Source organism: Actinomadura sp. 7K507 (assembly GCF_004348425.1).
Taxonomy (GTDB): Bacteria; Actinomycetota; Actinomycetes; order Streptosporangiales; family Streptosporangiaceae; genus Spirillospora.
This window is the reverse complement of the sequence record NZ_SMKK01000056.1, coordinates 1-24,183: the sequence shown is the minus strand read 5'-3', so window position 1 is coordinate 24,183 and position 24,183 is coordinate 1. Positions and strand designations below refer to the sequence as shown.

The window sequence follows — 24,183 nt, the reverse complement described above, 5'->3', positions numbered from 1 at the left end:
TGAGTCCTCGTATAGCCGTCTCTATGCGGGCTATACGTATCGATTGGCCGTGGTGAGTCGACCCTGACCTGCGCTGACGGTCCGGACACGAAGGTAGGAGGGCACGAGGGCAGGAGGGCACGAGGGCAGGACGTCGCGGAACCAGATGGTCAGCCGTCGGTTCGGACAGCATCTGGATCTCGCCGCCGAAACCGCCGGTCTTTCCGGAGAACCAGGCGTCGATCGTTTCGTCCTTCACGCTCACGGTCTTCTCGCGGCATTGGTCGCTGGCGAAGATCTTGCCCGTCCAGATCCAGGTGCGGCAGTCCGTCGGCGGCTGCCTTGTCCAGGGCCTGATGCAGGTCCGGTGCGCGGTCGGCCAGGACGTCGACGGCCTCGTGCAGGTACTGGTAGGCGGTTGATTGCGACAGCCCGAACGCGACGCCGTGTCGGGTGATGTTCGGCTTGTCCCGGAACCACGCGATCGTGAACAGAGCCTGCTTCCGGCAGGTCATCCCTGAAGGGGCGGGGACGGTGCCCTTCCTGGTCCCGCGTGCCCGGCGCTCGGCGCGGCGTGCCGGCCAGACCGCAGCAGTCCGGCGACGAAGCGGATCAGTTCGCCGGGACGTCGAGCATGGCAGGATAGGTGAGCACGTGGCGGCTTTCGGTGGCAGACGAGAACTTGGGGTGAGATCTCTTCTGCCCGGGGTCACCACGCTTGTTTCGGGGCACATCGCCGTGTCCGAGAGTCTTCCCGATCCTGCCTGTCACGGCATGCTGAATCCCAAACGCCCGAATAGAAGTCGCTGGGAAAACGTCATTCCTGCCCGCTTCAGCGATACCGTTGCCATCCGCGACAGCAAGAACTACGACGGACTCAAGCTCCTTCCCCCCAACGACTTCAGGAACCTTGCCTAGTCTCTGAAGAATGCCTGACCTCTGGAGCGATTCCCATTCCCGGCTTCGCGTGCTGATTCTGCGTTCGTAGTCGCAGTTCGTTGTTCGTGACCCGTGGTTCCGTGAGCCCGTGGTTCCGTGAGCCCGTGATTCGGTGCCGTGCGGTGGGGGCGGCGCTGCGTACGGGGCCGCCCCTCCAAAGTCAAGGGCGCCTTCGGCGTCGCTTCGCGATGGGACTCCGTCCCACCCTTGACTTCGGAGCCTCTGCGGCCCCTGAGTGCAGCTTTTCGTCGGGCAGGCTCCGCCTGCCCTCTGCCCGACGCGCCGCCCCCACCGCCAGCCAAGAACCCCATTGTGCATCACCCAGAAAGCTATCAATTCACGGCCATCACTCGTAATGGTTGACTGGCTCGCAGGTCAGTGGCGCCCGATTTTTCCGATTCGCCTCTTTGTGAAATACCGTCAAACTCCGACATGGCGCGACGGTGACAATAATCGAACCGCGGACGGTCACGGGAAAAGGTGCACGGGCTTTATAATCGGGGGTATGGAAAGAGTCGCGGTCGACCTGGCGGGGGCGTCCACCATGGAATTGGTGAACGCCGCATCCGCGATCGCGACCGAACTCGCCCGCCGTGAGCCGCCCGAATCGGCGGCCGCCTGCCTGGAACTGACCGAGGTTCTTTCCGCGGCCAACGACAGGAACGAGGCCGCGCTCGCCGGGTTCGTGTCCGTCGTGGACGCCGGTCGCGAGGCACAGCGATGGGGCTTCCCCTCCACCCAGTCATGGCTGCGCAACCGGCTCGGCATGCGCGACACCCGCGCCAGGGAACGCCTCACCCTCGCCCGGCAGCGGCACCGCCTCACCGAAGTCATCAGGCGGTGGAGCACCGGTGACCTGTCCTTCGGGTACGCCGCCACCATCGCCGGTGCGGTCGCCCGTCTCGACGATGAGGACTGCGCCGCCGCCGAAGACATCCTGCTCGGCATGGTCGACCAGGACTTCTCCGCTGGGAAGATCGCCTCGTTCGGCAAACGGATCCGTGACGTCATCGCCGAACGCGACGGCACCGAACAGCCGCCCCGCGACGCCGAACGCGGCTACCAACGCTCCTGGATCGACTCGACACGCTCTCTGGACGGCGGCCGGTACATCACAGGGTGGCTCAACGCCGAAGACGCCGCCATCTGGGACGGAACCCTCGGGCCGCTGGCCAAACCCGCCGGAACCGACGACGACCGCGACCTGCCCGAACGCACCGCGGCGGCGCTGTCGGCCGTGCTGTCAGGCGGGCACCGCGCCACCAAGGTCACCGTCATCTGCGACCTGGACACCCTCACCGGCGGCACCACACCCGCGAGACTCACCGACGGCACCCCCATCCCCGCTGAGCAGGCCCGCCGGATCGCCCTGGCCGCCGGAGTGTCACCCCTGCTGCTGGGACGCGGCCACATACCGCTCTACCTCGGCTACCGGGAACGGTTCGCCACACCTGGGCAGCGACGCGTCCTGGAAGCCCTCTACCCCACCTGCGCAGTGGTCGGCTGCGAAGTCCCCGGGACCTTGAGCGAGGTCGACCACGTCCACGGCTGGGCCCTGGGCAACAGCCCCACCGACATCGATCAACTCACCCTCACCTGCGGATTCCACAACCGCTACAAGGCTGCCCACCCCGGTCACGTCGCCGTCCACCGCGATACCCAAGGCCACTACACCTACCGCCTCCAACAACCCGGAACCGGCATCCCAGGCGAAACCGGAACACCCACCGCGACCAGCCGCCCACCACCCTGGAACCAGGCCGCATGACCTCCGGGACCGACCGGTTCCCCCGGCGCACCGCCGCGCGAGCCCACGGCCCGGCGACAACCAGGGAACCGCCGAAAGCACAGCCAGCGACATGCCCCGGCGATCCATGGCGAGCAATCCTTGAGACCTGATGACTTCTGAACGGCGCGGTCCCGGGCCACGGACGTCTACTTGAGACGCGGGACCGGTGAGCCCTCTCCACAGGCTGGCGGAGTGCTTCGAGCCGGGCCGTTCGTCCCTGTCGGGGGACGGTCGGCGGACACCGGAGACGCCCGTCAATCCCCTGGACCTGGAGTTCTTCTTTGAGGCCGCGCGGCTGGCGTTTCGGCCGTCACCCAGCAGGCGCCTGGCCCGGGCTGACGTCTGGGAATGGATCGGAGCGCGCACTCCTGGTGGTGCACGCTGCACGCGGCCGGGGCGGGCTGGCGAGCAAGATCGTGGGCTGAGCCGGCCGTAGGGAGCCTCGCTCGATCAACTGGGCCTGTGAGCCCTGACGCAGAGCGCGGGCCTGCGGTCGGCTGGGGCCACGAACTGGTCATTGAGAGTCAAGCCATCGAGCTCCCTCATTAGGTAGGGCGCAGCGTGCCCCTGCCCGGCTCGCAAGCTGCACCAACCCTCTCAAGGAGGAGACGTTGAAGGTGACCTGCGGAATCGACTGGAGCGAGAAGCACCACGACGTCGCCCTGGTCGACACCGACGGCACGCTGGTAGCGCACCGGCGCATCACCGACGATGCCGCCGGCTGGAAGACACTGCCGCAACTGCTGGCCGAGCACGGCGACACCCCGACCGGCAGATCCCGGTCGCGATCGAGACCACCCGCGGGCCTTTGGTCGCCTGCCTGCGCGCCACCGGCCGCACGGTGTACGCGATCAACCCGCTGTCGGTCGCCCGTTACCGCGAGCGGCACAGCGTCGCGCGGGCCAAGTCCGACCACGCGGACGCGATGAGGCTGGCCGACATCCTGCGCGTCGACGCCGCCCACCACCGGCCGCTTCCCGCCGACTCTGATCTGGTCCAGGCGATCGCGGTACTGGCCCGCGCGCAGCCGGACGCAGTCTGGAACCGGCAGCAGATCGCCAACCAGCTCCGCTCCCTACTACGCGAGTACTTCCCGGCCGCGCTGATGGCCTTTCAAGTCAAGGGCATCGGCCTTGACCAGCCGCGAGTCCCGCGCCGTCCTTGCCGCAGCAGCCACCCCCACCAAAGCGGCCAAGCTCACTCGCACCCGGCTGAAGGCCGCGCTGCGCCGCTGCGGCCGTCAGCGCAACCTTGACGTCTGGACCGACCGGCTCCACACCCCTGTTCCGCCAGGGGTCCCTGCGCCAGCTCCCGCTGGTCGAGGACGCGTTCGGCGCCCAGACCCGCGCGCTGCTCCTGCAACCGGACGCAGCCTGCCAGGCCGCCGACGACCTGGCCGAGGCCACCGGCCAGGCCTTCCACCGCACCCCGACGCCGCCGTCATCACCAGCTTCCCCGGTCTGGCCGACCTGACCGGCGCCCGGGTCCTGGCCGAGATCGGCGACGACCGCACCCGGTTCGCCGACGCCCGCGCCCTCAAGGCCTACGCCAGAGCGGCACCGATCACCCGCGTCACCGGCCGATCCCTCGCCGTCCACCACCGCAAGGTCAAGAACCAGCGGCTGGCCGCCGCCGGCTACGTCCGGGCGTCGCCTCCCTCAAAGCCACCGGCCCCAGAGCCCACTACGACCACCGCCGCCACGCCGGCGACCGGCACTCCAGCGCCCTGCGCAACACCTTCAACCGCATGCTCGGCTGCCTGTTCCACTGCCTCCAGACCGGCCAGCACTACGACGAGACGACAGCCTTCGGAGCCCCTCGCCGCCGCCGCTTGACGCCTACGAAGATCTGATGTCTGTGGATCGGCCGGAAAGGGGCGGGCCTTCCCGGTGATCTGTTGAGGCTCACGCAGGCCGACGCGCCAACGTCCGGGGAAGCCGGGGTCGACGCCTACGTCGCCCGGTTCATCGACGAGCGCGACGAGTTCGACGAGCGCGACGAGCAGGGGCGTCGTCTGGTCGTGCGCAATCCTGCCGCCCCGAGCGCGTTAGACCCCGCGGGTGACCGAGGTGCCGCCGCTGCTGTACATGCACGGCCTGTCGAGCGGGGATTTCGTCCCGGCACTGGGCCAGTTCCTCGGTTCGTCGGCCGGGCTGTCGGGGCCGGTCATCACCACGATCACAGAGCACCGGAAGGCTCACCGAGCAGTGGAAGGCCGACCAGCGGATTTTCGCCGACCGTGACCTGTCCGAGGTCGACTACGTCTACCTGTGGCTGGACAACGGCAAGATCCTCAGCACCCGTTCACACGGCAAGGACGTCTACTACATCCCGGCGGCAAACGTGAAGTCGGCGAAACCGACCTTGACACCCTGATCAGGGAAATCGACGAAGAACTCGCCATCGCCATCGCCATCGTCCCGGCCACCGCCACGCACGTGGGCACCTACCGTGCGCAAGCCCACGGCCACACCGCCGGCGTCACCGTGCAGATGACCCGCTACACCGCCGACCACCATGGCCAGCCGACCCCCAACAGCGAAATCGCGGAACTCGTCTGGCTCACCTACGCCGACCGCGACCAGGTATCCCCCGTCGACCAGAGCATCTTCGACCACCTACACCAAGCCGGCCAACTCCACTGACACGAAAGACCCGATCCACAGGTGTTGACTATTCCTCATCATCCATGGCGCCAAGATCCTCGAGCGCGTCCAGGAGTGCCATTCGGGGGCGGTCCGGGGGCCCGCATCCGGTGGGGCGGAACCGTCGACGCGCTCGGCCTCGGCCAGCTGCCCGTTCGCTCCAGTGATCTCTGGCCTCCGGTGGCGCACGATTTCGGCGATCTCCACCTGGTCACGCCCGCGGATACGTTCGACCGTCCGTCCACCACAGCAGGTGGAACGTGCGGCCGTTTGCGCTGACTCCGGCGGTGGTGCCGGGCGCGATGTCCCCGGTGCCGTTGTCACCGAGTCCGGTCACCGGCCGGCCGTCGGCGAGATTGGGGTATCCGCCCACTGCCCAGTGCAGGGCACCCATCCGTCGCTCTCCGCCCTCCACGGCCATGTTGAAGAAGTCCGTGTTCGCCGCGGCGAAGGCAGCCTTGCGGGCCGCCGTGCGAGGTGGTGACCCTGAACGACTTGTGCAGGACGCCCCGGACCTCCTGTGTGCCGCGCCGTACCGGCTGGAACCGGACGTTGACCAGAGACACCAGCCCGGCTTATCCGACCTCCCCCACCAAGATCTTTCCGCCCGGTGAACGGCCGTAGACCCGCGATCCCGCCTGGCGGTCAAGGTGTAGCGGCGTCGTACTGGGCGATGATGGTTGGAGGGATCGGGCCCGAGTCGTTGACCGCCAGGCCGTTGGTCTTCGCCCAGGTGCGAATGGCTTTGAGGCGATCGGGTTCCCACTGCTGTGCCGCTTCCGGCTCGCCGTTGTCGTGCTCTGGCCAGAATCTCGCTACGTATAGTTCGGTGCCCTCGGTGCGTTTCCACTCGTCATCGAGGGGAGAGATCTCGCGGGCGTAAAGTTCCTTTTCGATGGTGGGCATTATGCTGCGGCGGTAGCCGAGTAGGTGTAGGTGGTACCCGCCGGGTGGCAGCGAGAAGGCACCCGGTTCCGACCCTGCGGCGACTGCGTACAGGGCGATCGATCCCTGCGTCACCTGGAACTTCAGCCTTTTCTGCACCTCTGGTTCATCCCCGGTATGCAGGACGTCGCCGGGGGGAGCGTCAGCCCACAGTTCGAACCGGATCCCTGGTTCTGGCAGTTGGCACATGGGACGGACGTCTACCGCGCGGCTTGTCGCGGAGAACCAAGCGCCGGTGATCTCTGGCTCGGGGTGGTCGCTGTCCTCGTTCTCGTCGTAAAAGCCGAACATGCCGTAGCCGGTCGTCGCGACATGTTGGGTGGCTGCGACGAGACCGTTGCCGGTGGATGCGCTTTCCGGCCACAGTTGTACCGTGTAGCTCTCCCTGCCGTTCGAAATCCTGCCGGCGGCGGCGCGCTCACGGGCCATCTTTCGCTGCCGCCCGGCGATCCGCGCGTGGTACCTGCCAGGTCGGACGGTGAAAACGTTCCGGACGGTGCCGTTCCTCTCCCTGAACGCCAGTTCTCCGGTGGGAGCGTCGATGGTGAAGGTCTCCTGGACCTCTACTGGGAGATCGTCCCGCGACGGAGGCGGAGACCGCCGGCCGGCCGGGTCGTTATCCCAGAGCTCGAAGTGAACGATCTGCTCTTCCGCGTCCTGGGCGACCCGGATGAAGATTCCTCGGTCGTCGGCGACCGCCCAGCCGGACAGTGCCGGTGGCGAGCCCGCGTCCGAATGGCCGGTGAGTGTGGCGATTTCGAGGAGCAGGTTGTGGGATCGGGCACTGTGCAAGGTCGATGAGATGCGTGTGCTCATGGCGATGCTCCCCGGTAATGGTCGAAGGTGCTGGACGATTGTTGCGACTCGTCTCCGCCTGCGCATTCGCCGCGACGGGACTGTCCCCCGTGCGAGCTACCGGTGAGTGTCCACTGTGCGGTGAAGACTCCGGGGGGCCCGGATTCGTAGCGTCCTCGGTGTGCCGCGGCGCCGTGCGGCGGAGTCTCGTGGAGGAGTTTTCATGCGCCTGCTGAAGCAGTTCTTGGCCGTCGGGGCGGTCGCTTTCGTCGGTGGGCAGGCCGTTGCCGCGGCGGGGAACGCGTTTCTCATGCTGGTTTTCGGTGCGGCGACCGCCGTGCTCGCGCTGCTCGTCTACGCCTGGGTGGTGCGGCGGACCGAGGACCGCGCGCCGGTGGAGGTGGCCAAGGAGGGCGCGGGCGCCGCCATCGGCCGGGGCATGCTGATCGGTTTCGCGATGTTCGGGTTCGTCATCATGAACATCGCCATGTTCGGCGGCTACCGGGTCGACGGTATCGGCTCGGTGGCGGGCGCGGTCGGGCTGCTCGGCCTCATGGCCGCCGTCGCCGTGACGGAGGAACTGCTCTTCCGGGGCGTCCTGTTCCGGATCGTCGAGGAGCGCATCGGCACGTGGCTGGCGCTGACGCTTACCGGTTTGTTCTTCGGCTTCATGCACCTGACCAACCCCGACGCCAGCCTGTGGGGTGTGATCGCCATCGCGGTCGAGGCCGGGGGCATGCTCGCCGCCGCCTACGCCGCCACCCGCAACCTGTGGGTGCCGATCGGCCTGCACTTCGGCTGGAACTTCGCCCAGGCCGGCATCTTCGGCAGTGAGGTCTCCGGCAACGGCGACATCGAGGGCCTGCTGGACGGTGTGGCGTCGGGACCGACCGTGGTCAGCGGTGGCGAGTTCGGCCCGGAGGCGAGCCTGTTCTCCGTGGGAGCCGGTCTGGCGCTGACCGTCGTGTTCATGTGGCTGGCCCGCCGCCGCGGGCGCGTGGTGAGCCGTCGGCGCCCCGCCCAGGCCGCCGCGACCGCTACGCTCTCCCAGTGATCGAGCTCCGGCGGCTGCCCGACATGTGGCGGCGGTGGGACGTCACGGTCCGGGATTTCCCGTTCGCGGTGCTGCTGATCGTCTTGTCGTTCGTCCCTGCTCTGCACGGCCAGGAGACGCAGGTCGGCGACCTTCCGAAACGCCCCTTCGACGCGCTCGCCGCCGTGATCCTCGCCCTGGAGTGCCTCCCGCTGGTCGTGCGGAGGCGGTGGCCGGCCGCTTCCCTCGCCGTGACGACGCTCGGCTTCACGCTCGCCGAGCTCGGCAGTTACCACATGGTCGCGGGTACCGCCTTTCCCTTCATGCTGGTGAGCGCGGGCGCCCACCTGGAGCATCACCGGCGCACCGCCGTAATCGTCCTCTCCGTGGCGTACGTGCCGCTGGTGGTCACGCTCTACCGGCTCGGCTCGACCGAGGGGCTGGGCGGATTCGTGACGTTCTACCTGCTGGCGGCGATGGGGTGGGGCGTCGGGGCGTGGCTGCGCAACACCCGGATCGCCGAGGCGGAGCGGCGCCGGCACGTCGCCGAGGCCACCCGTACCGCCGAACGCACCCGTATCGCCCGCGAGCTCCACGATGTGGTGACCCACCACGTGACGGCGATGGTGGTGCAGACCGAGGCGGCGCGGTACCTGACCGCCGCGCCCGATCGTCTGGACGAGACGCTGAACGCCGTCACCGATACCGGGCGGCGGGCCATCGGCGACCTGCGGCATCTGCTCGACCTGCTGAACCCCGATCACGACGCCGGCGGGCGGACGCCGTCCACCGGTGAGCTCAGCACGCTGGTGGAGCAGACGCGCCGGGCCGGGCAGCCGGTGGAGTTCACCCAGGAGGGGACGCCGGTGGAGTCGGCCGGCAGCGCCGAGTTCGTGGCCTACCGGGTCGTACAGGAGGCCCTGACGAACGCCCTCAAACATGCCCATGGCAGCCGCACCGGGGTCTGCGTGCGCTATGGCGAGAAGGAGATCACCGTGGAGGTCAGCAACGACGGCTCCGGGTCTCGGACGGGGTCTCCCGGCGGGAGCGGGCGGGGCCTGGTCGGGCTCCGCGAACGGGTCGACGCCCTGGGCGGCGAGTTCCGCGCGGACGGGTCGGCCGGCGGTTTCGTCGTGCGGGCGCGCATCCCGGCGGGGAGCGCGTCGTGACCGAGCCCGTCCGGGTCATCGTCTGCGACGACCAGGCGCTCGTCCGGACCGGGTTCGTGACGATCATCGGCGCGCAGCCCGACCTCGAGGTGGTGGGCGAGTGCGGGGACGGGCGGGCCGCCGTCGACCTCGCCCAGCGGCTGAAGCCGGACCTGGTGGTCATGGACGTCCGGATGCCGGTCCTCGACGGCATCGAGGCGACCCGCCTGCTGGCCGGCGCCGGGGTGGCGCAGCCGGTCAAGGTGCTCGTGGTGACGACGTTCAACCTGGACGAGTACGTCTACGAGGCGCTGCGGGCGGGGGCGAGCGGGTTCCTGCTCAAGGACGCGCCGCCGGCGCAGCTGCTGCACGGTATCCGCACCGTCGCGTCCGGCGCGGCGCTGCTGGCGCCCGAGGTGACGCGGCAGCTCGTCGGCAGGTACGCGGCGCGGATCCGTCCCGCCGGGGGCGCGGCGGACGGCACGGCGCTGACCCCGCGCGAGCTGGAGGTGCTGCGCCTGATCGCCGACGGCCGGTCCAACAGCGAGATCGCCGCGACGCTGGTGATCAGCCAGGAGACCGTCAAGACGTACGTGTCGCGCATCCTCACCAAGCTCGACCTGCGCGACCGCGTGCAGGCGGTGGTCTACGCCTACCGCAGGGGCTTGGTGACCTGAGATTTCCGCCGTCCTCCGGGGCCCGCCTGCCGGACGGTGAGGACGGCCGACAGGAGTTTGCGCGTGTACTCGTGCTCGGGGTCGTGGCGCACCTTCCGCCATTCGCCGGTTTCGACGGCGACGCCCTTGTAGAGGACGACGACGCGTTCGGCGAGGGCGGACACCGTGGCCATGTCATGCGTGATCAGCAGGTACGAGAGGCCGAGGCGTTCCTGGAGTTCGCGCATCGTCTCCAGGATCCGGCCGCGCACCGACAGGTCGAGGGACGCGGTCGGCTCGTCCAGCACGACGAACTCGGGCTCGGTCACGATCGCGCGGGTGATGCCGGCGCGCTGCTGCTGGCCGCCGCTCAGCTCGCGGGGGTAGCGGTCCCACAGCCCGGGGTCCAGATGCGCCAGCTCCATGGCGTGCTCGGCGCGCTCACGGCGTTCGGCGGCGGGCAACTCGGGAAAGTGGACGTCCAGCGGTTCGGTGACCGACTGGCCGAGGGTGCGGCGGGGGTTGAGCGCCAGCTCCGGCTCCTGGAGGACGATCGAGGTCTTGCGGCGGAACTCGGCGAGCCGTTCGCGGTCGAACCCGGCGAAGTCCGCGCCGTCCGACAGGAGGCGTCCCGAGTCGAACGGTTCGGCGCCGAGGCAGATGCGGCCCAGCGTGGATTTGCCCGATCCGCTCTCGCCGATGAGCCCGAGTGTCCGGCCGGGTTCGACGGCCAGCGACACTCCCCGGACGGCCTCGACCGCGTTCTTGCCGCGCCCGTAGGTCTTGCGCACTTCTTCCAGCGCCAGCCGGCTCATCGGGCGGCCCCCTCTTCGATGTCTCCGGCGGAGGCCGCTTCCACCAGGGTGCGCGTGTACTCGTGCCGCGGTGAAGCGAACACCTCGTCGACCGGGCCTTCCTCCACCAGGCGGCCTTCGCGCATCACGTAGACCCGGTCGCAGTAGTGCGCGACCACGCCGAGGTCGTGGGTGACGATGAGGACGCTCTTTCCGTCCTCCTGGCAGATCCGGCTCAGCAGGTCGAGGATCTCCCGCTGGACGGTGACGTCCAGCGCCGTTGTGGGCTCGTCCGCGACGACCAGTTCGGGCTCCAGCAGCAGCGACATCGCGATCACCACGCGCTGGGCCATGCCGCCGCTCAGCTCGCCGGAGAACCCGGCCAGGACGCGTACGGGGTCGGCGATCTCGACCCTGGCGAGCATCTCCCGCGCGGCGTTGTCCGTCCATGCCCGGCTCTTGCCGTGCGCCCTGCCGACCTGCCGGAACTGCCGGTCCAGGCGGATGACCGGGTTCAGGGCGCTCCACGGCTGCTGCGGGATGAAGCCGATCCGGGCGCCGCGCAGCCGCCGCAGCTCCTTGGCGGGCAGGGCGGTGAGGTCGGTGCCGCGGAACTCGCTGGTGCCGCCGGCGAGCGTGCCGTTGCGGGGCAGCATCCGCAGTGCCGCCCGCAGCGACACCGACTTGCCCGAGCCCGTCTCGCCGATGATCCCGACGAACTCGCCGGTGGCGATGTCGAACGACATGTCCCGGACGACCCGGGTCCGCTGCCCGTCCCGGGTGAAGTCCACGGTCAGACCGCGGACGTCCAGCAGCGGCCCTCCGGTGTCTTTCTCACTCACTGGATCTCCTTGGCGAAGTGCGCGTCCAGGCTGTCGGCGATCAGGTTGAACGCGACGATGGCCCACACCAGCGCGAGGCTCGGGAACAGCACCGGCCACCACTGACCGCTGGTGATCCCGGCCGTGCCGGACTGGACCATCGCTCCCCAGCTCGGCGTGGGCGGGGCGATGCCGAGCCCGAGGAAGGACATCGCGCCGATCGCTCCCAGCGCCAGCGCGCCGCCGAGGCTCGCCTGGCTCAGCACGGCGCCGCTGACGTTCGGCAGGACGTGCCGCCGCAGCACGTGCCGCCGGCTCGCGCCGATCACCTCGGCGAAGAACACGAACCGGGACTCGCGGATGTGCAGCGCCTCGGCCCGGGTCAGCCGGATGAACCGGGGCATGTTGATGATCGCGATCGTGCCCGCGAGCACCGCCATCCCGCCTCCGCTGATCTGGACGATGACCAGGATCAGGATCAGCAGCGGGAACGCCTGGAAGCCGTCCACCACGCGCATGATCGGCTCGGCGTAGCGGTTGCGGGTGCCGGCGAGCAGGCCCAGCAGCGTCCCGGCGACCAGGGCGATCACCGTGCCGCCCAGGGCGATCGGCAGGTCGGCGGCGCCGGCGGCCAGGGTGCGGACGAACACGTCCCGCCCGTTCTCGTCGGTGCCGAACCAGTGGTCGGCGGACGGGCCCTGCAGTACGGCGTCGACGTCCACGGCGTCGGTGTCGGCCCACAGGCGCGCGGCGAGCGCGGAGGTGAACAGCACGACGAGCATGGCCAGCCCGATCCATACTCCGAGCAGCCGCCGGGCCCGGCGTCCGCCCGGCTGGCGCTGGGAGTCCGGCCCGGGGCCGGTTCCTTCGCGGCCGGACGTCTCCGCGGGTTCCACGGCGACCGCGTCCGGCGTGCCGCCGATCTCGGCTTTCATCGCGTCTCCCTTGGTCACGAGGTCGCCCGGACTCTCGGGTCGAGGAGCAGGATCATGATGTCGATGAGCAGGAACAGCACCACGGTGATGCCGCCGAACACCAGCACCAGGCCCTGCACCACGGGCAGGTCGAGCTTGAAGATGGAGTCGACGCCGAACGCGGCGGCGCCGTCCAGGCTGAAGATCTTCTGCATGATCGCGTTGCCGCCGATCAGCGCCCCGGACACGATCGCGATCGTGGTGAGGATCGCGGTCCGCGAGACGGTCAGCGCCGAGGAGAACACCCGCCGGGACGGCAGGCCGAGTGCGCGGGCGTACTCGACCTGCGGCGAGGCCAGCACCGAGGCGAGCGAGGACCGGGTGACCTTGGCGAACACCGCCGACAGCACCAGCCCGAAGCTCACCACCGGCAGCACCAGCTGCGCGGCGGCGGCCCGGAACGCCGCCCAGTCCCCGGCCGGGATCGCGTCCAGGGCCACCACGCCGGTGATCCGCGGTGGCGCGCTCTGGGTGAGCTCGATCTGGCCGACCGGGGCGGGCAGCAGCCGCAGCTGGAAGAACAGCACGAAGATCAGCACGAGCGCGAGCACGAACTCGGGGACCGACTGCAGCAGCGTCACCACGCCCCGTCCCGTCCGGTCCGGCCAGCCGCCGCGGTACCAGGCGCCGGCGGCGCCGATCCCGACCCCGGCGGCGACCGCGACGATCAGCGCGAGCACGCCGACGGTGGCGTCCAGCGGCAGCCGGGCCATCAGCTCCTCCCCGACGGGCTGCCGGGTGAAGTAGGACGTGCCGAGGTCGCCGCGGACCAGGCCGCCGAGGAAGCTCAGGTACTGGTCCCACAGGCCGCGGTCCAGCCCGAGTTCCCGTTCGGTGGCGGCGATGGCCTCCGGGGTGGCGTGCTCGCCGGCGACCGACGCCGCGGCGTTGGTCCCCGAGAGCCTGATCATCCAGAAGGCCAGGGTGGCGACCGCGAACAGCGACACCGGGATGGCGACCAGCCGTCCGGCGATCATCTTGAGGGGGATACGACGCATCGTGACTCGTTCCTACGCTGGGGCGCCGGCCGCGCTCAGCCGCAGCTGGCGCGGGCCTTGGTGTAGCTGTTGCCGAATCCAGTGCTGGGGACGTCGGTGACGCACTTGTTGCGCACGTTCACCCCCGACCGGTCGACCAGGTAGACGGCGGGCTGCTGCTCGGCGATGAGGCCGGCCAGCTCGGTGGTCTTGTTCTTGGTCTCCTCGGCGCTCAGCCCGCCGGCCTGAAGGTCGTCGGCGAGGCCGTCGAGCTTCTCGTCGCAGAACCCCATGTAGTTCTGCAGGCCGTCGCACGCCAGCGACAGCCAGGCCGAGTAGCCGGGGTTGCCGGCCGCCGGGCCTTCGGCCATCAGGAACGCCTGGTGCTTCTTGTCCAGCCCGTCGGCCTTGTACTGCACCGCGGACGGCACGTTCTTGATCTTGACGTTGACGCCGACGGCCTTGAGCTGCTGCTGGATCAGCACGGCCAGGTTGTCGGCGTACGCGCCGGGCTGGGACTCCGAGACGCTCAGCGTGAACGAGAACCCGTCGCCGACGCCCGCCTCGGACAGCAGCTTCTTGGCGCGGGCCACGTCGTGCTTGTAGTTGTCGCCCTCGCCGAACTGGCCGTAAGCCTGGGAGAGGCCGCCCTGCGCCGGCTTGGCGAAGCCCCGGTACACGGCGGTCTGGATGGCCGTCCGGTTCAGCGCGACGGAGATCGCCTGGCGCACCTTGGTCTTGCCCAGCACCGGGTCCTCGGCGTTGAGGCCGAGCCAGTCGCGGCCGGGGTTGGGGCAGGTGACCAGGTTGACGGCGCCGGACTCCTTCAGGCTCTCCATCTGCGTGTAGTCGAGACCGATGGTCTCGGCGGCCTGGCCGGTACGCACGAGCTGGATGCGGGACGAGGCTTCGGGGACCGTGCGCAGCACGATCTTCTCGAGGTTCCCGCGCTCGCCCGTGAAGTTGGGGTTCTTGCCGAACGTCAGCTGCTGCGAGCTGAACTCGGTGAGCGTCCACGGGCCGAAGTCGGCGGTGTGGTCGGTGAGGTATTTGGTCGCCCACGGGTCGTCGCCGGTGGCGTGCTTCTTCGCCGTCGTGCTGTCCAGGATCAGCCCGGAGTTGCCCGCGAGGGTGTAGGGGGCGAGTTCGCTGCGCTTCTCCAGGTTCAGCGTGAACTTGGTCGGGCTGTGCACGGTGATCGTCTTGTCGGGGTCGAAGCCGCCCACGGTGAACCACAGGGTCTTGCCCGAGGCGTCGATGGCCTTCAGCCGTTCGATCGACCACTGGACGTCCGCCGAGGTCAGCACGTTGCCGTCGGCCGACTTCACGCCCTCGCGCAGGGTGATGTCGATGCCCTTGCCGTCATCGGTGACCGACCACGACGACACCAGCGGCGACTCGGGGGCGATCTTCGGCGGGACGCCGGGTGTGCAGGCGCCGGGGGCCTGCCCGGAGGTGTCCAGCTCCAGCAGCCGGCTGTGCATGACGTCGCCGACGATCTTGGACGCCTCGCTGGAGTACTTGGCCCGGTCGACGCCCTGGAAGTCCTGCGGCAGCACGTAGACGTAGGCGCCGCCGGCGGAGGAGCCGGTGCTGCCGGAGCTGCAGGCGACCAGCCCGGCCGCCAGGAGGGGGAGGGTCGCGGCGGCGGCCAGCCGCCGGATGGCGTTACCTGCCATGGTGTGCTCCTGAATCGTGCGGGTGGGGGGTGGTGGTGCGGTCCTTGGCGCGCAGGGCCTCCAGGTAGCCGAAGGCGTTGGGCAGGTCGGTGACGACCGTCCCGTGCGCGGGGGCGATCACCGTGGGGGACGTGTGCTCGACCAGCCGCAGGAACCGCTGGATCGTGTCCTCAATGTCGAGCAGTTCCAGGCCGCTGACGATCTCGGTCATCGGCGCGTAGGTGGCGGCGTCCGGGGTGAACCCGCGGTCCTCGGTGGTGAAGCCGCAGGCGTCCTGGCTGTGCCAGTGGAAGAAGGCGAACCCGTCGGCGGGGAACAGCGTCCGCGAGCCGTGGTCGAAGCCCCAGACCGTGTTGGGCAGGTCCTTGAACAGCGCCTCGACGATCTCGAACTCGCGCCCGCCGCCCAGGTCGAGCCGCTCTCCCGGGCGCATCTCGCGGTACGCGCCGTCCGGGATCTCGGGGTGGTAGAGGAAGTAGTCGCGGGTGTCGCCGACCACGGTGAGCCCCGGCCACCTGCGGTGCAGCAGCGTGAGGGACCCGCCGTGCGGGATCTCCGGATGGGTCGGCATCACGTAGTCGAGAGGCCGGCCGCCGAGCGCCTTCTCCACCGCCGCGGAGAATCCGGGCCACAGCGCCGGATGGCCGGTGTCGACGAGGAGGGTCTTCTCCTCGCCTAGGACGAGGTAGCTGTTGAGGGCGGAGTGGGCGAGGTCGGGCTTGGCGCGGTCCATGAACAGCGCCGAGCAGCCGCCGATCCAGGACACGCCGTCGGCGATCGGGCGCGGGAAGCGCTCGTGGACGAAGTACGTGCCGTACACGTCGAGGAGGTCGTCGAGTTCCATGCGGAGTCCCTGGGGGGTCGCTAGGGGCTGGGGGTCGCTAGGGGCTGGTCGGGAGGGTGCCGGTCAGGACGCGGCGGGCGTGGGACAGGTGGCGGCGCACCGCGTCCGGGCCTTCGATGACGCAGCCGTGGAAGGGGGCGAGCCGGTCGATCTCGCGGCCCTCGAAGACGGCGTCGAGGTCGTCGAGCAGCGGGCCGGGGTCGGCGTCGCGCATCCAGTAGAAGCGGGCGAAGACATGGTCGCGGACCTGCTCGAACGTGATGCCGGAGCCGTCGGAGACCGGCCGGGCGCCCGGCGTCGCGAGGGGGACCTCGCCGAAGAAGTCGCTGGGGAACAGCGTCCGCGTCGTCCGGTCGTACAACCAGGCGAAGCCGAGCGTGGTGAGCCGGGTGTGCAGCAGCTCCAGCCGCCCGTCGCCGAAGCCGACCGTGGAGGGCCGGTCGCTCTCCAGGTTGATCTCCCGCGCGGCGCCCTCCGGCATCATGAACACGATCTCGGTGTCGGGGACCGCGCCGCCGAACCCGTCGTGCTCGAACCAGCGCAGCAGGTGCCCGGCCCCGGCGAACCACATCCGGCGGACGCCGAACTCCGACACCACCGCGGCCAGGTTGCCGATCTCGTCGGCCTCGTTGCGGTCGGCGTAGACCTCCAGCTCGCGGCCGTCCAGCAGGCCGCGGATCTGGTCGAGGACGAGCCGCTGGTGCAGCCGGACCCCGGTACCGATCAGCAGCGCGCGGCCGGGTTCGAGCAGCAGGTAGCAGCCGATCGGCTCGTGGCCGGACGCGCCGGGCGCGCGCCAGCTCAGCCGCCCGTCGATGGGCACGACTCCGCCGAGCCGGTACAGGTGGCCTGGGACGATCTCGGTCGCGTTCATGATCTCGGTCGCGTTCATCGGGCGGCTCCCTGACCGGCCGGCTCCAGGCCGCTCGGCCCGGAGATGCTGTGCTGGTTCTCTTCGATGACCCGCAGCGCGTCCTCGGTCACCTCGGCCAGGTCGCCGCCGCTGAGCGGGGCGCCGTGTGCCGAGCACACCGTCCGGACGGGGTGCCTCTCGGTGAGTTCGCGGTAGCGGGCGACGCCGGGTGCCATGCGGTGGTAGCGCATCCCGACGAAGGGGAGGGCGTAGCGCCGTATCCCGTGCTCGGGGGCGTCCTGCGGGACCTCGCCGGGGAGGAGCCCGCACACGTCGGGGGAATGGTCGTGGATGTAGCCGAGCCCGTCGGAGGTGAACAGCGTCCGGCCGCGCGTCTCGTACGCCCAGAGGGTGCCCGACAGGTCGTACCAGACCGGGTCGAGGAACATCAGGCTCGTGCCGCCCAGGTCGATGGAGTCGCCGCCGCGCGTGCGCCGCAGCCGCTCCGGGGCGATCTCGGGGAAGTAGAGGTGGTATTCGCGGGTGTCGCCGACCGCGACCGCGTCCGGGTAGCGGGCCAGCAGCCGACCGAGGTTGCCCGCGTGCGGGATCTCGTGGTGGGTGGGGAAGACGTAGTCCAGCGGCCGGTCCCCGAGGCACGCGTCGAGCTGGTCGCGGATGCCGTCCCACTGGGCGTAGTGGCCGGTGTCGATCAGCACGGTCTTGTCGGTGCCGGCCACCAGGTAGGTGGACAGGTGCTCGTGGGTGGTGGCGCCCTTGCGGGTGGGCCAGGCACCCGAGTCCGAGCAGCCGCCCAGCCAGTGGAGCCCGGGGGCGAACTCCCTGGGCAGCTTGGCGGAGACCGGGTACGCCGTCCGGGGCGGCGCCGGGTCCGCGGTGGGGTTCTCGTTCATCGTGCTTGCCGCCGTCCTGCCGGTTGCGGGGTGGTGAGCGCGGCCAGTGCCGCGCGGGTGTCGTCGAGTGCGCGCCGGACGGTCGCGGCGCCGCTGATCACCTGGCCGTGGACAGGCGCGATCCGCTCCACGTCGTAGGCGGTGACCGTCCGCTCGAACGCCTCCAGGACGTCCGGTGCGGTGGCGCCGGGCAGCCAGTTGACGCGGTGCGGGATCTCCGCCGCGACCTCGGCTGCCTCGGGTAGGTCGTCCGGCCGGTCGGCCACCACCGGGCCGGTCGCGGAGCGCGCGTGCACCCAGCCGAAGAAGTCGCTGGTGAACAGGGTCCTGGTGGACTCCTCGTAGGCCCACTGGGTCAGGAACATCTCCTTGACCGGGGCGTCCATCCAGTGCAGGCGGACCCCGCCGGAGAACGCGGTGGACGTCCCGTTCGGCGCGAGGACGATCTCGCGGCGGCCCAGGAAGCCACGGCCGTCGGCGTCCCCGATCCATTCGAGGATCCCGCCGCCGCCTCCGAACAGGAGGCGCGCGTCGTCGCGGAGGTCGAGCAGCGGGCCGAGGTTGCCGACGCAGTCGAACTCGTTGCGGGTCGGGAAGATCCACAGCGACCGCCCGCCGTCCACCTGTTCCCGCGCCGCCGCCATGACCTGGGGACGGACGATCGCGGGACCGGTGTCGAGGAAGATCGCCTCGTCCGGGGTGGTGAGCAGGTAGCAGTTGAGCGGCTCGTGCACTCCGGGGCCGCCGGGCGTCCAGGTCAGGTCGCGGGCCGGGACGGTGGCGCCGATCCGGTAGAGCGTGCCGGGAACCAGCTCGGTGACCTCGGTCATTCCGCCTCCACGTTCGCGTCCTGCCGGGCGCTGGTGAGCATGGACGTGCGCAGGAGGTGGTCGCGGGCCTTGGCGGGGTCGGCGGCGACCGAGCGCATGTGCTCGTGCTGGCGGGCCCGCTCCCCGGCGTCCGTCTCCTTCAGGACCTCCCGGTTGCGGTGGGTCACCACGCGGACGTAGTCGTGCGCCACGGCGCGCCGCGTCTCCTCGTACCGCTCCAGTGGCCCGGTGTCACCGCGCTCGGCGGCCAGGATCGCCGCGGCCGCGGCCGCCGCGTCGTGGATGCCGCTGTTCATGCCCATGCCGCCCAGAGGGTTGTTGATGTGCGCCGCGTCGCCCGCCAGCAGCACCCGTCCCGCGCGGAACCGGTCGGCCACCCGCTGGTGGACGCGGTAGATGCGGCTGTGCGCCACCTCGTACGGGCGGGGCAGCGGCACGATCGCCTGCAACCGCCGCTGGGTCTCGGCGGGCCGCAGCGCCGTGGCGGCGGCCTCCTCGCTCGGCGGGATCGGGAACAGGGCGCGCCAGTGCAGCGGTGTCTTCAGCAGCACCAGCCATTCGACCGGGTCGGAGATGTAGTTGACGGTCGCGATGCCCGGGATCAGCGAGGCGAAGTCCTCGGTGGTGGACACCACCAGGAAGTGCTCGGGGTAGGTGATCCCGTCGAAGGCGATGCCGAGGGACTCGCGGATCGCGCTGCGCGCCCCGTCCGCGGCGATGACCCAGCGGGCGCGGACCGTCGTGCCCGGCCCGACCGACAGCGTGACGCCGTCGTTTCCGGCCCTGCCGCCTCCGGCCCCGTCGCCTCCGGGCTCGACCGCGGTGACCTCCGCGCCCGTCGCCATCGTGACGTTCGGCAGCGCGCTCAGCTCCGCCTGGATGATCTTGACGAGGTTCCGCTGCTCGCTCTGCAGCCGGTACGGGAAGGAGGTGTCACCGGCGATGCTGGCGAGGTCGAAGTGGGCGATCACCCCCTCGGACCGGTCGCGGTACTGGAAGGTGTCGGAGACCAGCCCGACCTCGTGCAGCCGTCCGGCCACGCCGAGCTCGTCGAGGATCTCCAGGGTGGGCGGGTGGAAGGTGGACGCCCTCGACTCGCTCGGGTCCTTCGACGGCCGGACCTCCCGTTCGAGGACCAGCACCCGCAGGCCGGCCCGTGCCAGCGTGAGCGCCGCCGTGGCGCCGACCGGCCCGAAGCCTGCCACGGCCACGTCGTACCCGCCGGGGTCGTCGGGCACGCCGAGACCGTTGGGGCCGAGATTCACGGATCCTCCATCTAGCTAGCAGCTCTCACACTGCGGGAACCGTTAACTCGGCATGTGAGAATGGACGGTAGACGGCGATCATGGGTCCGTCAATACCCGAATGACTCAGAGCAGCCCGGATTAACCCAGGGTCGACGAAGAGGGACGGCCGGAAATGCCGTCGTCACCGCGCCGGAACATCCCATGCCCGGGGCGGTTCGGAGTGGACGGCGCTATGGACGGCGCTGCGGACGGCGCTCAGGCGCCGGGAGAGTCGCCCTTCTCCAGATCGGCGGAGATCTCGGCGGCGCCGGACACGAGCAGGTCGATGACCCGAGTGCGGTCGGACTGCTGGAGGCGGAACAGCGGGCCGGCGACGCCGATCGCGGCCACGGGCTCGCCCTGCCTGCGGATCAGCGCGGACGCGCCCCAGATGCCCTCGTCCACCTCGCCGAAGCTCTCCACCCAGCCGGTGCGGGCCACGGCGTCCACGTCGGACTCGATCTGCTCGCGCTCGGCGGGCGCCAGGTCGGTCACCGACTCCAGGTAGCGGCGCCGCTCGGCGTCCGGCATCGCGGCCAGCAGCACCCGCGCCGCCGACCCGCGGTGCAGGGTCATCGGCTGGCCCGGATCGAACTGCAGCCGCACCGGGTGCGACGACTCGACCCGGTCGATGCACATCGCGCTCCAGCCGACCCGCTTGACGAGCAGCGTCGTCTCGCCGCCGGCCGAGGCGACCGAGTCCAGTACCGGGCGCGCGATGCTCTCCAGCGTGTCGCCCGCGGCGCGGGCCGCCCGCGCCAGCCCGACGAACAGCCAGGTCAGCCGGTACTCGCCGGGCCCCACGTCCTCGATCATTCCGGTGTCGCGCAACACTGAGAGGTAGCGGTACACCGAGCTGATCGGCATGTCGAGGGAGCGCGCCAGCTCGGCGGCCGAACGGGTGTGCTGGCGCTCGTTGAACGCCAGCAGCAGGTGCAGCATCTTGCGCGAGCTCTCCGCACCGCTACGCCGCCTCTCCGTGCCCGATCCAGGCGAGGACGCGGACGTGGACGGTGTCCGGGGCACGGGGCCTCCTCTAGGTGGTGGGGTCCTATGGAGTCTGGCGGAGACGTGAATACGAACGCCAGCGGATCGGGAACCCGGACGTTCCACCGGAACGGCGAGACCCTTGACCGGCCGAACCGGGTTCGCTTACGATCTCACATCGTACAAACAATGCTCTCACATTGCGGGAACCACTGCATCGGCAACCACTGCATCGGCCCTGCTTCCCGAAGGAAACGCATCGATGTCGCGACACATCGTCGTCCTCCCGAACGTCCTCCTCCCGAACGTCCCCCAGCTTCCCGCCGCGCCATGAGCAGGCAGGGGTATCCCGCAGACCGGCTGCGGGCGCGGATCGCGGCTGCCGGGCCGCCCGTTCCGGCGGCCGGTTGCTTCGACGCGCTGAGCGCCCGGCTGGCCGCCGACGCGGGCTTCGGGGCCGTCCACCTGTCCGGCGCGGCCGTCGGCGCGGCTGTGTTCGGCCTGCCCGACCTGGGCTTCGCCGGCGCCACCGACATGGTCGAGGCGCTGCACCGGGTCCGGGCCGGGGCGGGCCCGGACGTGCCGATCGTCGCGGACGCCGACACCGGCTACGGCGACGCCCTCCAGGCGGCCGAGACCGCGCGCCGGTACGAGACGGCCGGGGCGGCGGCGCTGCACCTGGAGGACCAGGTGCTGCCGAAGCGGTGCGGGCACATGGCGGGAAAGCGGCTGGTCCCGGTGGCGGAGGCGGCGGCGCGGATCGCCGCGGCGGCCGATGCCAGGCAGCGGCTGCTGGTGATCGCGCGGACCGACGCGCTGTCGGTCGCCGGGATGCCGGAGACCCTGGTGCGGGTGGCCGCCTACGCCGCGGCCGGGGCGGACGCGATCTTCGTCGAGGGGGCACGCGACCGCGCGGCGTTCGAGGCGATCCGGGAGGCGGCGGGGAGCCTGCCGCTGGTGGTCAACTACTCCGAGGCGGGGGCCGCGCCCGAGCCGCCGGCCGTGCTGGCGAAGGCGGGCGTGCGGCTCGCGCTGTACCCGGTGTCGGCGCTGCTCGCCGGGGCGCGGGCGATGCGCGACGCCTACCGCCACGTCCTGGCCGAGAACGCCTTGCCTCCCGGCACCATGCCCTGGTCCGAGCTCAACGGACTGCTCGGCCTGGACGAGCTGACCGAGACCGAGCGCCGCTACCTGCCGCAGCAACCCCAGCCGCAGCAACCCGTGGCGCAGCAACCCGTGGCGCAGCAACCCGTGGCGCAACAACCCGAGGCGCAACAACCCGAGCCGCCGCACCCCAAGGAGCCCGCATGACCACCGTGCTAGCACCGCGCGCCGCGTTCGGTGTGATCGTCCCGTCCACGAACACCGTGGTGGAGGACGAGTACTACCGGTTCCGGGCGCCGGGGGTGTCGTTCCACTCGGGGCGGATCATGATCCGCAACGCGGCGCTGGACAGCGACGAGACCTTCGCCGCGTTCCTCGAAGACCTGCGCGGGCAGCTCGCCGCCGCTGTGGAGTCGGTGCTGACCTGCGAGCCCGACTACCTGATCATGGGGATGAGCGCGGAGACCTTCTGGGGCGGCACGGACGGGAACGCCGAGTTCGAGAAGTGGATCCGGGAGCTGTCCGGGCTGGAGCTGTCGACCGGCGCGTCGGCGTGCCATGCCGCGCTGAGCAAGCTCGGCGTGCGCCGGATAGGCGTGATCACGCCCTACCAGCCGGTGGCGGACGAGCAGGTCCACGCGTTCTTCACCGAGCTGGGGTACGAGGTGGCCGCCGTGCACGGGCTGAAGTGCGACTCGGCGACCTCGATCGCGGACGTGCGGCCGGAGGAGATCCGCGCCGCGTTCGCCGCCGTGGACGGTCCGGACGTCGACGCGCTCGTCCAGGCCGGGACGAACCTGCCGGTGATCGGCGTCGCCGACGAACTGGAGCGCGAGCTGGACAAGCCGGTGATCCCGATCAACGCGGCCACGCTGTGGCACGCCTACCGCGCCAACGGCATCGACGACCGGATCGAGGGCGCCGGGCGCCTGCTCTCCACGCTCTGACCCTTCCCGGTTCTCAGGGGCCGGTTCTCAAGGTCCGGTTATCGAGGGCCCGTACGAAAGGAGTGCCTCCATGGCAACGGTCCGGGTGGCGGCCGCGCAGTTCTTCTCCGGTACCGACGTCGGCGCCAACCTCGCCCTCTGCCGCGACTACCTGCGGCGGGCGGCGGGCGAGGGCGCGCGGCTGGTCGTCCTGCCCGAGAACGCCAACCGCGTCCGCGACCACGCCGACCGGTGGGAGTGCTGGGCGCACAGCGAGGACCTCGACGGCGCGTTCGTCACGGGGCTGCGGGAGACGGCCCGGGAACTCGGCGTGTACGTCGCGGCGGGCGTGGACCTGCGCGCCGCCGGCGCGCCGGCCGTCCACATCGCCTCGGTGCTGATCGGACCGGACGGCGAGATCATCGGCGTGCACCGCAAGCACGTCCTGTGGGACTACGAGTACACGCTGTTCGAGGCGGGCGACGAGCCGTACGAGGTGTTCGACACCGAGATCGGCAGGATCGGGCTGCTGCTGTGCGCGGACGGGATCGTCCCGGAGACCCCGCGTGCGCTCGCGCTGCTCGGGGCGCAGGTCCTGTGCAACTCCCTGAACTCCAGGGGGCCGGACGAGCACCGTGTCCACGTCCCGCTGCGTTCGATGGAGAACGGGGTGTTCCACGTCGCGGCCAACACGGTCGGCGGCCCGGAGCTGGAATGGCCGTGGATGGGCGGCAGCCAGGTCGTCGCCCCGGACGGTACGAGGCTCGCCGACGCGGGCGAGCTGGAGCCGGGCCTGGCCATCGCCGACATCGACCCCGAACAGGCCGCCGACAAGCGGATGCCGGGCGTCGCCGACCTGTTCGCGTGGCGGCGTCCCGAGCTGTACGGGGTGCTGACCCGGCCGCTGGGCGAGGTGCCGGCCGCCGCGATGTACGGCCCGAGCGACCGGCCGCCCCGGCTCGTCCCGACCGCGCTCATGCAGGTCAGCTACTTCCGCGGCACCGAGTGGACGATCCGCCGCGGCCTTGGCCAGATCGCGCACGCGGGACGGCAGGGTGCGCGTCTCGGCGTGCTGCCCGAGCTGTTCTGCTTCGCCGACGGCGAGGTCGCGGCGGACCCGGCCGCCGCCGCGGAACTCTCCCGCAGCGTCCTCGCCCGCATCTCGGACGCGTGCGCGGAGGCCAAGATCTACGTCGCGGCCAACCTGGTCGAACGGGACGGGCAGGACTGGCAGGGCGGGCAAGGCGAGCAGGACGGGCAAGACG

The 24,183-nt window shown here is 70.6% G+C and carries 23 protein-coding genes and 2 pseudogenes; 11 read left to right on the top strand and 14 right to left on the bottom strand.

The genetic code is table 11. The annotated features are described in order from the left end of the window. Positions 1-149: 149 nt before the first annotated feature. Entirely contained in the window at positions 150-494 is a 345-nt protein-coding gene (locus E1285_RS15110) for a transposase family protein (protein WP_132152390.1), read from the bottom strand. 139 nt (positions 495-633) lie between these two features. On the opposite strand from E1285_RS15110, the gene E1285_RS15105 reads away from it, so the two are divergent. The 5 genes and pseudogenes from E1285_RS15105 to E1285_RS15090 all read left to right on the top strand — a co-directional run bounded on the left by E1285_RS15105 (position 634) and on the right by E1285_RS15090 (position 5,352). Further along, on the top strand, positions 634-897 hold the full coding sequence (locus E1285_RS15105; protein ID WP_132152388.1) for a hypothetical protein: 264 nt from the start codon (positions 634-636) through the stop codon (positions 895-897). Between the two features lie 526 nt (positions 898-1,423). Continuing rightward, on the top strand, positions 1,424-2,686 hold the full coding sequence (locus tag E1285_RS15100) for an HNH endonuclease signature motif containing protein (protein ID WP_165966625.1): 1,263 nt from the start codon (positions 1,424-1,426) through the stop codon (positions 2,684-2,686). Positions 2,687-3,318: 632 nt separating this feature from the next. Then, positions 3,319-4,559, top strand: a pseudogene (locus E1285_RS15095) (IS110 family transposase). Between the two features lie 163 nt (positions 4,560-4,722). Further along, positions 4,723-4,987 (top strand): annotated as a pseudogene (locus E1285_RS46620) (IS256 family transposase); the annotation flags it as partial. Next, on the top strand, positions 4,978-5,352 hold the full coding sequence (locus tag E1285_RS15090; protein ID WP_165966621.1) for an NUDIX domain-containing protein: 375 nt from the start codon (positions 4,978-4,980) through the stop codon (positions 5,350-5,352). The pseudogene E1285_RS46620 and the gene E1285_RS15090, both read left to right, overlap by 10 nt. A gap of 211 nt (positions 5,353-5,563) precedes the next feature. Here the strand turns inward: E1285_RS15090 and E1285_RS15085 are convergent, their stop codons facing one another. Next, a complete protein-coding gene (locus tag E1285_RS15085; protein WP_132152384.1) occupies positions 5,564-5,746 on the bottom strand; it encodes a hypothetical protein in 183 nt (60 codons plus the stop codon). Positions 5,747-5,997: 251 nt separating this feature from the next. After that, complete coding sequence (locus tag E1285_RS15080; RefSeq protein ID WP_165966624.1) at positions 5,998-7,113, bottom strand: histone-like nucleoid-structuring protein Lsr2; 1,116 nt, start codon at positions 7,111-7,113, stop codon at positions 5,998-6,000. Between the two features lie 202 nt (positions 7,114-7,315). Between E1285_RS15080 and E1285_RS15075 the strand changes: the two genes are divergently transcribed. From E1285_RS15075 to E1285_RS15065, 3 genes are read left to right on the top strand one after another with little or no spacing between them, the layout of a single operon-like run. Beyond that, positions 7,316-8,146 (top strand): type II CAAX endopeptidase family protein, encoded by an 831-nt coding sequence (locus E1285_RS15075; protein WP_132152380.1) that lies wholly within the window; start codon positions 7,316-7,318, stop codon positions 8,144-8,146. After that, a complete protein-coding gene (locus E1285_RS15070) occupies positions 8,143-9,294 on the top strand; it encodes a histidine kinase (protein ID WP_132152378.1) in 1,152 nt (383 codons plus the stop codon). The genes E1285_RS15075 and E1285_RS15070 overlap by 4 nt, the downstream gene beginning before the upstream one ends. Beyond that, a complete protein-coding gene (locus E1285_RS15065) occupies positions 9,291-9,950 on the top strand; it encodes a response regulator transcription factor (RefSeq protein ID WP_132152376.1) in 660 nt (219 codons plus the stop codon). The genes E1285_RS15070 and E1285_RS15065 overlap by 4 nt, the downstream gene beginning before the upstream one ends. Here E1285_RS15065 and E1285_RS15060 read toward each other — a convergent pair. From E1285_RS15060 to E1285_RS15015, 11 genes are all read right to left on the bottom strand, one after another. Then, a complete protein-coding gene (locus E1285_RS15060) occupies positions 9,926-10,744 on the bottom strand; it encodes an ABC transporter ATP-binding protein (RefSeq protein ID WP_132152374.1) in 819 nt (272 codons plus the stop codon). The genes E1285_RS15065 and E1285_RS15060 overlap by 25 nt on opposite strands. Next, positions 10,741-11,565, bottom strand: coding sequence for an ABC transporter ATP-binding protein (locus E1285_RS15055; protein ID WP_132152372.1), 825 nt, complete (start codon positions 11,563-11,565; stop codon positions 10,741-10,743). The genes E1285_RS15060 and E1285_RS15055 overlap by 4 nt, the downstream gene beginning before the upstream one ends. After that, the gene (locus E1285_RS15050; protein ID WP_132152370.1) at positions 11,562-12,479 is read right to left on the bottom strand and encodes an ABC transporter permease; all 918 of its coding nucleotides are present in this window, start codon (positions 12,477-12,479) and stop codon (positions 11,562-11,564) included. Before E1285_RS15050 ends, E1285_RS15055 begins: the two co-directional genes overlap by 4 nt. A gap of 14 nt (positions 12,480-12,493) precedes the next feature. After that, positions 12,494-13,516 carry an ABC transporter permease gene (locus E1285_RS15045; RefSeq protein WP_132152368.1) on the bottom strand — a complete coding sequence of 341 codons (1,023 nt, stop codon included), beginning with the start codon at positions 13,514-13,516 and terminating at the stop codon, positions 12,494-12,496. 35 nt (positions 13,517-13,551) lie between these two features. Next, complete coding sequence (locus E1285_RS15040) at positions 13,552-15,174, bottom strand: ABC transporter substrate-binding protein (protein WP_132152366.1); 1,623 nt, start codon at positions 15,172-15,174, stop codon at positions 13,552-13,554. Further along, a complete protein-coding gene (locus E1285_RS15035) occupies positions 15,164-16,018 on the bottom strand; it encodes an MBL fold metallo-hydrolase (protein ID WP_132152364.1) in 855 nt (284 codons plus the stop codon). The genes E1285_RS15040 and E1285_RS15035 overlap by 11 nt, the downstream gene beginning before the upstream one ends. A gap of 37 nt (positions 16,019-16,055) precedes the next feature. Continuing rightward, positions 16,056-16,910: a hypothetical protein gene (locus E1285_RS15030; protein WP_132152362.1), complete on the bottom strand. Its 855-nt coding sequence runs from the start codon at positions 16,908-16,910 to the stop codon at positions 16,056-16,058. Next, positions 16,907-17,785 (bottom strand): MBL fold metallo-hydrolase, encoded by an 879-nt coding sequence (locus tag E1285_RS45600; RefSeq protein WP_165966623.1) that lies wholly within the window; start codon positions 17,783-17,785, stop codon positions 16,907-16,909. The genes E1285_RS15030 and E1285_RS45600 overlap by 4 nt, the downstream gene beginning before the upstream one ends. Continuing rightward, positions 17,782-18,615 (bottom strand): hypothetical protein, encoded by an 834-nt coding sequence (locus E1285_RS45595; protein ID WP_165966622.1) that lies wholly within the window; start codon positions 18,613-18,615, stop codon positions 17,782-17,784. The genes E1285_RS45600 and E1285_RS45595 overlap by 4 nt, the downstream gene beginning before the upstream one ends. Further along, positions 18,612-19,880 carry an NAD(P)/FAD-dependent oxidoreductase gene (locus E1285_RS15020; RefSeq protein ID WP_243722794.1) on the bottom strand — a complete coding sequence of 423 codons (1,269 nt, stop codon included), beginning with the start codon at positions 19,878-19,880 and terminating at the stop codon, positions 18,612-18,614. The genes E1285_RS45595 and E1285_RS15020 overlap by 4 nt, the downstream gene beginning before the upstream one ends. Before the next feature lie 237 nt (positions 19,881-20,117). Then, positions 20,118-20,927, bottom strand: a complete 810-nt coding sequence (locus E1285_RS15015; protein ID WP_132152357.1) for an IclR family transcriptional regulator — start codon at positions 20,925-20,927, stop codon at positions 20,118-20,120. A 291-nt stretch (positions 20,928-21,218) separates the two neighbouring features. Between E1285_RS15015 and E1285_RS15010 the strand changes: the two genes are divergently transcribed. From E1285_RS15010 to E1285_RS15000, 3 genes are all read left to right on the top strand, one after another. Next, a complete protein-coding gene (locus tag E1285_RS15010) occupies positions 21,219-22,199 on the top strand; it encodes an isocitrate lyase/PEP mutase family protein (RefSeq protein WP_132152355.1) in 981 nt (326 codons plus the stop codon). Continuing rightward, positions 22,196-22,939, top strand: coding sequence for an arylmalonate decarboxylase (locus E1285_RS15005; protein WP_132152353.1), 744 nt, complete (start codon positions 22,196-22,198; stop codon positions 22,937-22,939). Before E1285_RS15010 ends, E1285_RS15005 begins: the two co-directional genes overlap by 4 nt. Before the next feature lie 70 nt (positions 22,940-23,009). Beyond that, positions 23,010-24,183 (top strand): nitrilase-related carbon-nitrogen hydrolase (locus E1285_RS15000; RefSeq protein ID WP_279510064.1); only part of this gene is annotated, 1,174 nt, incomplete at its 3' end.